General features: G+C 69.6%; 14 protein-coding genes. 7 read left to right on the top strand and 7 right to left on the bottom strand.

The genetic code is table 11. The features are described from left to right. The first annotated feature begins 28 nt into the window (after nt 1–28). Nucleotides 29–547, top strand: a complete 519-nt coding sequence (locus NH287_RS05980; RefSeq protein WP_253034870.1) for an adenine phosphoribosyltransferase — start codon at nt 29–31, stop codon at nt 545–547. A 9-nt stretch (nt 548–556) separates the two neighbouring features. On the opposite strand, the gene NH287_RS05975 is transcribed toward NH287_RS05980, so the two are convergent. From NH287_RS05975 to NH287_RS05955, 5 genes are read right to left on the bottom strand one after another with little or no spacing between them, the layout of a single operon-like run. Further along, on the bottom strand, nt 557–1474 hold the full coding sequence (locus NH287_RS05975; RefSeq protein ID WP_253034869.1) for a 2-hydroxyacid dehydrogenase: 918 nt from the start codon (nt 1472–1474) through the stop codon (nt 557–559). Nucleotides 1475–1494: 20 nt separating this feature from the next. Then, a complete protein-coding gene (locus tag NH287_RS05970) occupies nt 1495–2316 on the bottom strand; it encodes an ABC transporter permease subunit (RefSeq protein ID WP_253034868.1) in 822 nt (273 codons plus the stop codon). Further along, nucleotides 2292–3116: an ABC transporter permease gene (locus NH287_RS05965; RefSeq protein WP_253034867.1), complete on the bottom strand. Its 825-nt coding sequence runs from the start codon at nt 3114–3116 to the stop codon at nt 2292–2294. The genes NH287_RS05970 and NH287_RS05965 overlap by 25 nt, the downstream gene beginning before the upstream one ends. After that, nucleotides 3113–3934 (bottom strand): ABC transporter ATP-binding protein, encoded by an 822-nt coding sequence (locus NH287_RS05960; RefSeq protein ID WP_253034866.1) that lies wholly within the window; start codon nt 3932–3934, stop codon nt 3113–3115. The genes NH287_RS05965 and NH287_RS05960 overlap by 4 nt, the downstream gene beginning before the upstream one ends. A gap of 1 nt (nt 3935) precedes the next feature. Beyond that, nucleotides 3936–5012, bottom strand: a complete 1077-nt coding sequence (locus NH287_RS05955; RefSeq protein WP_253034865.1) for an ABC transporter substrate-binding protein — start codon at nt 5010–5012, stop codon at nt 3936–3938. Between the two features lie 134 nt (nt 5013–5146). Between NH287_RS05955 and NH287_RS05950 the strand changes: the two genes are divergently transcribed. Continuing rightward, nucleotides 5147–5578, top strand: a complete 432-nt coding sequence (locus NH287_RS05950; protein ID WP_253034864.1) for a DUF1761 domain-containing protein — start codon at nt 5147–5149, stop codon at nt 5576–5578. Nucleotides 5579–5582: 4 nt separating this feature from the next. On the opposite strand, the gene purQ is transcribed toward NH287_RS05950, so the two are convergent. Both purQ and purS read right to left on the bottom strand, forming a co-directional pair. Continuing rightward, nucleotides 5583–6290, bottom strand: coding sequence for a phosphoribosylformylglycinamidine synthase subunit PurQ (purQ, locus tag NH287_RS05945; protein WP_064003490.1), 708 nt, complete (start codon nt 6288–6290; stop codon nt 5583–5585). Further along, nucleotides 6287–6532, bottom strand: coding sequence for a phosphoribosylformylglycinamidine synthase subunit PurS (gene purS / locus NH287_RS05940; RefSeq protein WP_064003491.1), 246 nt, complete (start codon nt 6530–6532; stop codon nt 6287–6289). Before purS ends, purQ begins: the two co-directional genes overlap by 4 nt. A gap of 231 nt (nt 6533–6763) precedes the next feature. Here purS and NH287_RS05935 point away from each other — a divergent pair, with 231 nt between their 5' ends. From NH287_RS05935 to NH287_RS05915, 5 genes are all read left to right on the top strand, one after another. Beyond that, the gene (locus NH287_RS05935) at nt 6764–8086 is read left to right on the top strand and encodes an ABC transporter substrate-binding protein (protein WP_253034863.1); all 1323 of its coding nucleotides are present in this window, start codon (nt 6764–6766) and stop codon (nt 8084–8086) included. Between the two features lie 69 nt (nt 8087–8155). After that, nucleotides 8156–9202 carry a carbohydrate ABC transporter permease gene (locus NH287_RS05930; protein WP_253034862.1) on the top strand — a complete coding sequence of 349 codons (1047 nt, stop codon included), beginning with the start codon at nt 8156–8158 and terminating at the stop codon, nt 9200–9202. Then, nucleotides 9199–10125, top strand: a complete 927-nt coding sequence (locus NH287_RS05925; RefSeq protein WP_253034861.1) for a carbohydrate ABC transporter permease — start codon at nt 9199–9201, stop codon at nt 10123–10125. The genes NH287_RS05930 and NH287_RS05925 overlap by 4 nt, the downstream gene beginning before the upstream one ends. 43 nt (nt 10126–10168) lie before the next feature. Further along, nucleotides 10169–11614 (top strand): GH1 family beta-glucosidase, encoded by a 1446-nt coding sequence (locus NH287_RS05920; RefSeq protein ID WP_253034860.1) that lies wholly within the window; start codon nt 10169–10171, stop codon nt 11612–11614. Beyond that, complete coding sequence (locus NH287_RS05915; protein ID WP_253034859.1) at nt 11611–12645, top strand: LacI family DNA-binding transcriptional regulator; 1035 nt, start codon at nt 11611–11613, stop codon at nt 12643–12645. Before NH287_RS05920 ends, NH287_RS05915 begins: the two co-directional genes overlap by 4 nt. Nucleotides 12646–12651: the final 6 nt, after the last annotated feature.

Here is a 12651-nt window from a genome sequence, read left to right as displayed (position 1 = left end):
GTCAGGCGAGGCGAGTAACCTCGACCCAGTGAATCCCGACGCCCTCGCCCGAGCCGAATCGCTCATCGCGACGATCCCCGACTTCCCCGAACCCGGCATCCTCTTCCGTGACATCTCGCCGCTGTTGGCGGATGCCGCGGCCCTCCGCACGATCGCGACGGCCATGGCCGAGCCGTACGTCGGCTCGTTCGACGTCGTCGCCGGCGTCGAGGCGCGCGGGTTCCTGCTCGCCGGGGCGATCGCGGTCGCGTCGGGCACCGGCCTCGCACCGATCCGCAAGGCGGGCAAGCTGCCGCGTCCGGCGGGATCGGTCAGCTACGACCTCGAGTACGGCAGCGCGACGATCGAGATGACCGACGACCTCACCGCCGGCGCCCGCGTCCTGCTCGTCGACGACGTGCTCGCCACCGGCGGGACGCTGCGCGCCGGGCAGCAGCTGCTCGAGCAGCTCGGCTACACGCTCGCGGGCACCTCGGTGCTGATGGAGCTCACCGCCCTGCAGGGCCGCACCGTCTGCGGCGACGTGCACAGCGTGTTCACCGTCTGAGCGGAGCGCTCAGGTCCGGATCACCACGTTCTCGGGCTCCTCGCCCGCCAGCAGGTGGCTGATCTGCCGGCGCAGCAGACGCACCACCCGCGGGTGCATCGCGTCGGTCGCGCCCCCGACGTGCGGGGCGATGACGACGCCGTCGAGCGTCCAGAGTGGGTGGTCGGCGGGGAGCGGTTCGGGGTCGGTGACGTCGAGGGCCGCACGGATGCCGCGAGTGCGCGCGTGGGCGACGAGAGCATCCGTGTCGATGAGCGACCCGCGGCCGACGTTCACCACCAGTGCACCCTCGGGCAGCGCCGACAGGAACGCGTCGTCGACGATGTGCCGGGTCTCCTCGCCGCCGGGGAGCGTGACGACGACGATGTCCACGCCGGGCAGCAGCCCGGGCAGCTCGTCGACGGCGTGGACGTGCACGCCGTCCTCGTCGCGCGCGGTCGAGGCGACCGCGACGAGGTCCACCTCGAACGGGGCGAGTCGGGCGGCGACGGCTTTGCCGACCCCGCCGTAGCCGAGCACCATCACGCGGCGGTCGGCGAGCCCGGTCGCCTGGAACGGGCGCCACTCGCGGGCGTCCTGTGCACGGACGAAGCGGTCGATGCCACGCTGCGCCGTGAGGGTCAGCGCGACGGCGAGCTCCGCCGTGGATGCCTCGTGCACCGTCGTCGCGTTGGCGAACACCACGCCGGCGGGCAGACGCTCCGCGATGCCCTCGTAGCCGATCGACTGACCCTGGACGAGTCCGACCTCGACTCCCTCGAGCCAGGGGAGGGGGCTGCCGGAGGCCATGTAGGGCGGGACCACGATGTCGATGCGCGGGCGGGGGGCGGCGGCATCCATCTTCCAGACGAACACGTCCGCGCCGTCGATGTCGGCGAGATCCTCGGCGAGGCGTTCGGTGGGCACGCTGACGCTGATCGAAGCCATGTGCCGAGGCTACCGCCGGGTCACTCGACCGTCGTCGCCATGCCCATGCGGGCGAGGACGACGTTCTCGACGATTTGTACGAGGTTGTAGAGCACGAGCGTCATGAGGGTGATGACCGCGACCGAGGCCCAGAGGTCGTCGAACCGGACCTGCGCCGTGAGCTTCTGGATCGCCCCGCCGATCCCCGTTCCGGTCGACAGCCATTCGGCCAGCAGCGCACCCGTCACCGCGCCCGGGACCGACACCCGCGCCGCGGCGAACAGCGACGGCAGCGCACCCGGCACGTCGACCTTGCGCAGCTGCATCCATCGCCCGCCGCCGTAGACACGGACGAGGTCGAGGCTCTGCGGCGACGCGCGCGACAGGCCGAACAGGATCGAGGCGAGCGCGGGGAACAGCACGACGATGCTGCCGATGACGGCGACGGATGCCGGGGTGCCGCGTCCGGTGATGAGGATGATGACCGGGGCGATGGCGACGAGGGGGATGCTGCGCAGCAGCAGCGCGAGCGGCATCACACCCGCTTCGACGGCGCGGGAGAGCGAGAAGACGATCGCGAGGACGAGAGCCGCGGCCATGCCGGTGATGAAGCCGAGCGCGGCGTCGCCGAGGGTCTGCCCCACGAGTGGGCCGAGGGCATCGCGGTGGGCCGCCGCATCCTCGTCCGTGACCAGGAACTCCCACACATCGACGGGGCCCTTGGCGATGTACGGGGAGATCCCGGTGAAAGAGACCACCGCCCACCAAGCGGCGACGACGATGACGAGCGTCTGCACCGCATTCGCGCTGGAACGGCCCAGCGCGCGCCCGACGCCCTTCACGAGCGAGCGCCCGCGACCCACGGTGTCACGATCCGCGACAGGAGGCCCAGCAGTGCGTAGCCCAGGAGAGCGACGAGCGCGGTGAGCAGGAAGACCGCCCACACCCGCGGCGAGTCGAGGTCGCCCTGCAGTTTGATGAGGGTGATCCCGACGCCCTGGTCGATCGAGCCCATGTACTCGCCGAGGATCGCCCCGAGGAATGCCGTCGGGACCGCGATCTGGAGGGCGTTGAGGATCGCCGGCGCCGCCGCGATCAGGCGCACCTTGCGCAGCTGCGTGAGGCGCGAGCCGCCGTAGACGCGGACGACGTCGAGCGAAGCGCGGTCGGCGGCCTTGAACCCGACGAGCGCGCCGACGACGGTGGTGAAGAAGACGGCGAGGGCGGCGAGGAAGATCGCCGTGGCGCTCAGGTCACCCGCACGCTTCGCGGCCGGCAGGACGACGACGGCGATGCCGCCGACCGCGACGACGGGCAGGCAATAGCTGACCACGGCGATCTGCGTCACGACGGTCTCGGCCTTCGGGATGAGCAGGACCACCGAGGCGAGGAGCAGGGCGATCGCGTTGCCCCACGCAAAGCCGAGGAGGGCTTCGGAGATCGTCACCTGGAACACCGGCCAGTAGGCGGGCAACCCGTCCGAGGCGATCGTCGCGAACACGGTCCACGGGTCGGGCACCGGGGTGAACGTCGTCCCCGGCGCCGGGACGAAGGCGGTCGCCGAGAACAGCCACCACGCGCCGAGCAGGGCGACCACCCCCACGATGGCGGCGGTCCCACGCGGTGCGCGGCGTGCGCGGCGCGCGGCCGGAGCGCTCGTCATGACTCGGCGGCCGCGCGGCCGTCGCCCGTGAAGAGCAGATCGGATGCGTGGTCCACGAGCGCGTGGAACTCGGGAGTCCGCTGCATCTCGGGGAGGCGCGGGCGCGGGAGGTCGACCTCGATGACCTCCGTGATCCGGCCCGGTCGCGGCGACATCACCGCGACGCGGTCGGACAGGAAGATGGCCTCGGAGATGCCGTGGGTCACCATGAGCGTCGTCGCGGGCTTCTCCGTCCAGATGCGGAGCAGCTCGAGGTTCAGGTTCTGTCGAGTCATGTCGTCGAGGGCGCCGAACGGCTCGTCGAGCAGCAGCACCGACGGCTTGAGACTCAGGGCCCGGGCGATCGACACGCGCTGACGCATCCCGCCCGACAGCTGCGCGGGCTTGGCCTTCTCGAAGCCGCGCAGGCCCACGAGCCCGATGAGCTCGTCGATGTAGTCGCGGTCCGGTGTACGGCCGGCCACCTCGAACGGCAGACGGATGTTCGCGAGCACGCTCCGCCAGGGCAGCAGCGCGTGGTCCTGGAAAGCGATCCCGAGGTCGTGGTCGCGCCGCAGCTGCGCGGGAGTCTTGCCGTCGACGCGCACCTCGCCGCTCGTGGGCTGCTCGAGGTCGGCCAGGATGCGCAGGATCGTGGACTTGCCGCATCCCGAGGGTCCGAGCAGTGACAGGAACGATCCCTGATCCGTGTGCAGATGGGTGTCGGAGAGGGCCTCGACGGTGCGCCCACGACCGGTGTGGAAGGTCTTCGCGAGACCGTCGATGCGGATGCCGGTGCCCGCGAGGGCACCGGCATCCGCGACGTTGGTGCTGGTCATGTCAGGGCAGGTAATCCTTGAGTTCGGCGTCGTCGGCGTAGATCTCGTCGATGATCGTCGTGTCGAAGAGGTCCTCGACGCTGACGTCCCAGCCCGCAGCCGCGAGCGAGTCCACGGTCTGCTGCTGCAGGTCGTCGGAGATCGTGAACAGGCCGTTCGCCTCGGTCTCGTCGGTCGAGATCAGCAGGTTCTGCGCCTCGATGCCCTTCGTCGTCTTCTCGGGGTCGAGCGCCCCGAAGACCGACTCCAGGCCGTCCTCGGACTCCTCGGCTGCCTGGTTGTAGTACTTCTCGACGAGCGAGACGGTGTCCTCCACCGGCTCTTGGAAGACGTGCGTCCATCCCTTGATCTCGGCGGTGAGGAAGTCCTTCAGCAGCTCCTTGTTCTCGGCGAGGTACTGGTCGGTCACCGTGAAGGTCTCGGCGACGTAGGGGACGCCGTTCTCGGCGTACGCGAGGTTGGTCACGTCGTAGCCGGCGAGCTCGACGGTGAGGGCCTCGTTCGTCAGGTACGCCATGAAGCCGTCGACCTCGCCGTTCATGACGGGGGTGGGGTTGAAGTCGACCGGGACCACCTCGACGTCGGCAGGGTCGATGTCGTTGGCGTTGAGCAGGGCCGCGAACACCGAGGCGTTCGAGTCCTGTACGCCGATCTTCTTGCCGACCAGGTCCTGCGGCGTCTGGATGTTCGCGCCGTCGGCGAGCGACAGGATCGTGAAGGGGTTCTTCTGGAACGTGGCGCCGATGATCTTCAGGGGTGCGTCCTGCTCGGCGACGGCTGCGCCGACGGATGCCGCATCACTCAGAGCGACCTGCACGGTGCCGGACAGGAGCTTCGCGACGCCGGTGTCGGGGCCGGAGATGCCGACGACGTCGGAGAAGCCGGCATCCTCGTAGTAGCCCTTCTCATAGGCGTAGAACTCGCCGGCGAACTCCTCGTTCTTGATCCAGGAGTACTGGACGCTGATCTCGCCGTGGTCCTCCGATCCGCCGGCGGATGCCGGGGCGCCGCCGGCGCATCCGGCGAGGACGAGGGTGGTCGCTGCGGCGAGGGCGGCGAGGGGGACGAGACGGCGCAAGGGGACTCCTTGATCATGCTGCGGGTGACATGCGAGGGTGCGTCCCCGACGCTAGACCCGCCGTATTTCCGCATCGTTTCGCCCTTGTGGCGCTACTGTCGCCTCACATCGACCGTCGTCGTCAGGAGGTCCCCGTGGTTCCCGAGATCAATTACTGGAGCGTCATCCTCGCGACCGTCTCGACGATGATCGTCGGGTCGATCTGGTACGCCCCCAAAGTCTTCGGGACGCGATGGGCCCGTCTGGCGGGCGTCGACATGGACCGCCCGGCCGCCACGGCCACCGTCGCCATCGTCGTGACGGTGTTCGTCAGTTTCGCGTCGGCGTGGGTCCTCGCGGGGGCGACGAGCATCGCCTGGCACTTCTACGAGGGGTCGTACCTGTGGTCGGCGATCGTGACCGGCATCCTGCTGTGGGCGGGGTTCACGGCATCCCGGTTCATCACGCACGACGCCTTCGAGGGGCGGCCGTCCTCGCTCACGGTGATGAACATCGGGCACGAGCTCGTCACGGTCCTCGTCATGGCCGTGATCATCGGCGTCTGGCCCCCGGCGGGGACTGTCTGACGGCTCAGGCGGCGGAGTGCACGACCGCGGAGACCGCCGCGGTGAAGAAGCGCAGACCGTCGACGCCCGATCGCATGGCGGCGGGGGTGTCGGGACCGAAGCCCGGCTCGATCGCGTGCTCGGGATGGGGCATGAGTCCCACGACGTTGCCGCGCTCGTTCGTCAGGCCCGCGATGTCGTCGATCGACCCGTTGGGGTTGACGCCGGCGTAGCGGAACGCGACGAGGTTCTCGCCCTGGATCCGCTTGAGCGTCTCGTCGGAGGCGATGTAGCCGCCGTCGGCGTTCTTGAGGGGGATGACGATCTCCTGCCCGCGGCGGAACTCGTTCGTCCACGCGGTGTCGGCGTTCTCGACGACGAGCCGCTGGTCGCGGCGGATGAACTGCTGGTGGGCGTTGCGGATCAGTCCGCCCGGCAGCAGGTGCGCCTCCACGAGCATCTGGAAGCCGTTGCAGATGCCGAGGACGGGCATACCCTTCGCCGCGGCATCCTTCACCTCGGACATGATCGGCGCGAGCGCGGCGATCGCGCCGGCGCGCAGGTAGTCGCCGTAGCTGAACCCGCCCGGCAGGACGAGGGCGTCGACGCCGTCGAGATCGTGCGAGCCGTGCCAGAGGGCGACGGGCTCGGCGCCGGCGAGACGCACGGCGCGGCGCGCGTCGCCGTCGTCGAGCGAGCCGGGGAAGGTGATGACCCCGACGCGGACGGTCACTCGACGACCTCGATGCCCACGACGTCCTCGATGACCGAGTTCGACAGGATCTCGTCGGCGATGGTCTTGACGGCGGCGAGGGTCTGCTCGTCGGCGCTGTCGACCGTGAGCTCGAACCGCTTGCCGATGCGGACGTCGCCGAATCCGGCGTGACCGAGGCGCTGCAGGGCGCCGGCGACGGCCTTCCCCTGCGGGTCCAGGAGCTCGGCCTTGGGCATGACGTCGACGACGATGGTGGGCATCAGAAAGCTCCGGGATGTCGCGGGCAGGGTGCGCGACCAGTCTAGAGCCCGCGCCGCGCCGCCGTTGCGCTCCACCGCGGCCGTCCGTGACCAAACCGTGACTCGCGCCGTGGGAGCGATCCCTTGACAGTCGTGGGAGCGATCCCATAACGTCTCCCACAACTCGATGAGAGCGCTCCCAAAGGCGGAGTACGGCACCTGGCTCTCGTCCACACCACAAAGGAGTGTCCTGTGAACTCACGCGTTCTGCGACGCGTCGGAATCATCGCCGGCACGGCCGCATCGTCCGCTCTCGTCCTGGCCGGCTGCTCGGCCGGCGGTACCGGCGGCACCGGCAGCGGCGGTGGCGGCGACGACGTCACCCTCACCATCACGACCTTCGGCACCTTCGGCTACGAGGACCTCTACAAGGAGTACGAAGAGGCCAACCCGGGCGTGAAGATCGAAGCCACCAACATCGACACCGGCGGCAACGCGCGCACCGACCTCTTCACCAAGATCGGCGCCGGCGGGCTCTCCGACATCGTGGCGATTGAGGAGGGCTGGCTCGGCGCGATCATGGAGGAGGGCGTCGTCGAGAACTTCGCCGACCTGCGCGACTACGGCATCGAGGACCGCAAGGCCGACTGGGTCGATTGGAAGTACGAGACGGCCACGGCACCCGACGGTCGTGTCATCGGCTACGGCACCGACATCGGCCCGAGCGGCATCTGCTACAACGCCCCGGCGTTCGAGGCGGCCGGCCTGCCGACCGACCGCGAGAGCGTCGCCGAGCTGCTCGACGGCGACTGGGAGAACTACTTCGAGATCGGCCAGAAGTACACCGACGACACCGGCAAGGGGTGGTACGACCACTCCGGCTTCGTCTGGAACGCCATGGTCAACCAGCTCGACGAGGGTTACTACACCGCCGACGGGACGCTGAACGTCGAAGGCAACGCCGAGCTCAAGCGGCGCTTCGAGCTCCTCGGCGCCGCCACCGAGGGTGGCCAGTCCGCCGCGCAGGCGGCGTGGGACTGGAACGGCAACAAGTCCTTCGTCGACGGGACATTCGCGACCTTCGTCTGCCCGGGCTGGATGCTCGGCGTGGTTCAGGAGCGCGTCGAGGGTGCCGGTGGCGACGCCTCCACCGGGTGGGACTTCGCGGATGTCTTCCCCGGCGGCGCAGCCAACTGGGGCGGCGCGTGGCTGTCGGTCTCCGAGACCTCGGAGCACAAGGAAGCGGCGGCGAAGCTCGCCGACTGGCTGACGCAGCCCGAGCAGCAGGTCAAGCAGTCGGCGGCTGCGGGCAACTTCCCGTCGACCATCGAGGCGCAGGAAAAGCTCGCGAGCGACGCGACGCCCAACGAGTTCTTCAACGACGCCCCGACCGGTGCGATCCTCGCTGAGCGTGCCAAGGGTGTCGTCGCCCAGTACAAGGGACCGGACGACTCGGTCATCCAGGAGAACGTCTTCGGGCCCGCGCTGAGCGCGCTGGACCGGGGCGAGGTCGACACCGCCGGCGCGTGGGACAAGGCCCTCGCGGAGCTGGCCAAGCAGGTCGAGTCCGACTAGGACCTCCCGCACGGGTCACCGGCATCGCCGGTGACCCGTGCACCATCCCGGCGCACACGAGAGGACACCATGACCACCACCGCTTCGCCGCCGCCTCGCGTGCGCCCGGAGGCCCAGGCCGACGTCGCGGCTCGACCGCCGCGCCTCAGCGCACGCCAGCGCCTTTCGCGATTCGCGTACCGCGGTTCGCCGTACGCCTACATCGCCCCGTTCTTCCTCCTCTTCGCCCTCGTCGGTCTTTTCCCGCTGCTGTACACGGTCAACGTCTCGTTGTTCGACTGGGATCTGCTGAGCGGTCAGGACGAGTTCGTCGGTGCGGGCAACTTCGTGAGCGTCCTCCAGGACGACTCGTTCTGGAAGTCCATCGGCAACACCCTGAGCATCTTCCTGCTCTCGGCGATCCCGCAGCTGTCCGTGGCACTCCTGGTGGCCTACCTCCTGGACCGCGGCCTGCGTGCACCGACCTTCTGGCGGATGAGCGTCCTCATCCCCTTCGTGGTCACCCCCGTCGCCACCGCGCTGATCTTCTCCAGCGCCTTCAACGAGGCCGACGGCCTCGTCAACAACGTGCTGAACCTCGTCGGCATCCCCGACCAGGAGTGGAAGCACGACACGTTCCTCAGCCATATCGCCATCGCCACGATGGTCAACTTCCGGTGGACGGGATACAACGCCCTCATCCTCCTCGCGGCCATGCAGGCGGTGCCGCGCGACCTCTACGAGTCGGCGGCCATCGACGGTGCAGGCCCTGCGCGCCGGTTCTTCTCGATCACGATCCCCTCGATCCGACCGACGCTCATCTTCGTCATCATCACCGCGACGATCGGCGGTCTGCAGATCTTCGCGGAGCCCCGGCTGTTCGACGTGTCGACCGCCGGCGGCACCGGCGGCAGCGACCGGCAGTTCCAGACGACGGTCCTCTACCTCTGGGAGCTGGCGTTCTTCCGCCGCGATCTCGGCGAAGGCTCGGCCGTCGCCATCCTCCTGTTCGTCCTCATCGTCGGGATCGGCCTCATCAACTTCCTCGTCTCGCGCGGCATCGCCGGCGGCGCGGAGCGTGCCGACCGCAAGGCGCGCCGCGCGCGTCGTTCCGACTCCACGAAAGGCACCCGATGACCACCGCGATCCCGGCACCGCTGCCCGTCCAGCAGGTCGACGTCGTCGAGCCCGAGCGTCCGCGCCGTAGCGGCCGTCGACGTCCCCGCGAGAGCGGGCCGGCCGGCATCGGCAGCCGCCCCGGCTTCCTGACCTACGGACTGCTGACCGCGTTCGTCGTCGGCAGCGTCTACCCGATGTGGTGGTCGTTCGTCGTCGGCAGCGGCACCAACGCCACGCGGGCGGAGACGCTTCCGCTCATCCCGGGCGGCAACTTCCTGGCGAACGCCATGAAGGTCCTCGACGCCATCCCGTTCTGGGTCGCCCTGGGTAACTCGGTCCTCATCTCGTCGATCATCACGGTCTCGGTCGTATCGTTCTCCACCCTCGCGGGCTACGCGTTCGCGAAGCTGCGGTTCAAGGGCCGCGACGGCCTCATGGTCTTCGTCGTCGCGACGATGGCGATCCCCACGCAGCTCGGCATCATCCCGCTGTTCATGCTGATGCGCGAGCTGGGCTGGACCGGCAGCATCGGGGCCGTCATCATCCCGACCCTCGTCACGGCGTTCGGTGTCTTCTTCATGCGGCAGTACCTCGTGGACGTCATCCCCGACGAGCTCATCGAGGCCGCCCGCGTCGACGGCGCGGGGCAGTTCCGCACCTTCCTCACGGTGGGTGTGCCGGCGGCGCGACCGGCCATGGCGATCCTCGGCCTGTTCACGTTCATGACGGCATGGACCGACTTCCTGTGGCCGCTGCTCGTGCTCAAGCCGCAGAGCCCCACGCTGCAGACGGCGCTCAGCCAGCTGCAGTCGGGCTACTACGTCGACTACTCGATCGTCCTGACGGGCGCGATCCTGGCGACGCTCCCGCTCCTGGTGCTCTTCGTGGTCGCGGGCAAGCAGCTCATCAGCGGCATCATGGCCGGCGCGGTCAAGGGCTGACGGTCATCCGGTGAACGTTCTCGCGCAGGAGTACTCTGCCCCCGTGCCCGCCCCCCGCATCCGCCCCTTCCCGACCGGCTTCCTCTTCGGCGCCGCGACCGCCGCATACCAGATCGAGGGCGCCGCCTTCGAGGACGGTCGCACCGCGTCGATCTGGGACGCCTTCAGCCGGGTGCCGGGGGCCGTCATCAACGCCGACAACGGCGACGTCGCGTGCGACCACTACCACCGCTACCGCGGCGACGTCGCGCTCATGAAGGAGCTGGGCCTCGACACCTACCGGTTCTCCACGTCGTGGTCGCGCGTGCGCCCCGACGGCGGCGCGGTGAACCCGAAGGGTATCGACTTCTACGAGCGTCTCGTCGACGAGCTGCTGGGTGCCGGCATCCGTCCCTGGCTCACGCTGTACCACTGGGACCTGCCGCAGGCGCTCGAGGAGCGGGGCGGGTGGACGGCGCGCGAGACCAGCGAGCGGTTCGCCGAATACGCCCTGTCGGTCCACGACGCACTCGGCGACCGCGTGACGGACTGGACGACGCTCAACGAGCCCTGGTGCTCGTCGTTCCTCAGCTACACCGGCGGCATCCACGCGCCCGGCCGGTTCAGCATCGCCGACGGGATGCTGGCATCCCACCACCTGCTGCGCGGACACGGTCTCGTCGTCGAGGAGCTGCGCCGCCGCGACCCCGCGCTGAACCTCGGCATCACCCTGAACCTGACGGTCGCCGAGGCGGCGGACCCCGCCAGACCCGAGGACGTGGATGCCGCGCGCCGGATCGACGGGCAGTTCAACCGCTGGTTCCTCGACCCGATCTTCCGGGGGAGCTACCCGGAGGACATCGTCGCCGACATCCGCGACGTCGACGCGGACGCGGCCGCGCGCTTCGAGGCGGCGGTGCTGCCCGGCGACCTCGACACCATCTCCCGGCGGCTCGACGTGCTGGGCGTCAACTACTACCACGGCGAGTTCGTCGGCGGCACGGCGCCCGCGGACCCGCCGCTGCCCGGCGATGCCCCGACCGACCGCGCGGTGGGGTCGCCGTGGCCGGCGGGCGACGGCATCCACTGGTACGAGCGCGGTCTGCCCCGGACGGCGATGCACTGGGAGGTGCAGCCCGAGGCGCTGACCGTCCTGCTCGAGCGGGTCTGGGACGAGTACGCGAAGGATGCCGGGACGGCGCTGTTCGTGACCGAGAACGGCGCGGCCTACGACGACGAGGCGGTCGTGGACGACGGCGCCGTGCGGGTGCACGACGCGGACCGTGTCGGGTTCCTGCGCGGTCACCTCGCGGCGATCCTGGATGCCGCCGAGGCCGGCGTCGACGTCCGCGGCTACTTCTACTGGTCGCTCATGGACAACTTCGAGTGGGCGTGGGGCTACGACAAACGCTTCGGTCTCATCCGGGTCGATTACGCCACGCAGGAACGGACGTTCAAAGACAGCGCCCTGGAGTATCGTCGGGTCATCGCCGCCCGAGCGATGGAATGACTGCACTCCGCGAGGTGACCGTGTCCGATGTCCTCCACCCCCCGGTGACGATCGAAGAGGTCGCCTCGGCGGCGGGGGTGTCCCGCTCCACGGTCTCGCGCGTCGTGAACGGTTCGACCGCCGTCAGCCCCGCCGCGCTCGCCGCCGTCCGCCGCGCGATCGATGAGCTCAACTACGTGCCCAACCGCGCTGCGCGGTCCCTCGCCAGCCGCGCGACGATGGCCATCGCGCTCGTCGTCCCCGAGGACACGACGCGGTTCTTCGGCGACCCCTTCTTCGCGGCGATCGTCAGCGGCATCAACAAGCGGATCTCGAAGTCCGACTACGTCCTGAACCTGATCATCGCCAGCGACGATCCGAACGACAAAGCCACCGAGTACCTCCGCAGCGGAGCGGTCGACGGCGCGATCATCGTGTCCCACCACACGAGCGACGCCTTCATCGACCGCATCGCGGCGGCCATGCCCGTCGTGTTCGGCGGGCGACCCGTGCGCCGGCGCGAACGCGACTTCTACGTCGACGTGGACAACGTCGAGGGCGGCCGTGTCGCGACGCAGCATCTTCTCGACCGGGGTCGGCGCAGGCTCGCCATGGTCACGGGTCCGACGACGATGCCGGGCGGCATCGACCGGCTGACCGGATTCCACGAGGCGCTGGACGCTGCGGGCCTGTCGCCCGTCGCGGTGGAAGACGGCGACTTCACCGCCGCGGGCGGTGCTGCCGCGGTCACGCGGATCCTCCGGTCGGGTGCCGAGTTCGACGGACTGTTCGTCGCGAGCGACCTGATGGCGGGAGCCGTCCTGACCGAGCTGACGCGCGCCGGCATCCGCGTCCCAGAGGACGTCGCGATCGTCGGCTACGACGATTCCCCCGTCGCCACGTCGGTCTCGCCCGCGTTGACGACGGTGCGTCAGCCGTCGCTCGAGCAGGGCGAGGTGATGGCGGACATCCTCCTCACCCTCTTGTCGGGCGGATACCCGCCGCGCGAGACCCTGCTCGACACCCAGCTGATCGTCCGCGAGTCCGCCTGACGCGGC

Origin of the sequence: Microbacterium sp. CnD16-F, assembly GCF_024124465.1 — a bacterium.
In the GTDB taxonomy this organism is placed as follows: domain Bacteria; phylum Actinomycetota; class Actinomycetes; order Actinomycetales; family Microbacteriaceae; genus Microbacterium; species Microbacterium gawkjiense.
This window is presented reverse-complemented; position numbering and strand designations above follow the sequence as displayed.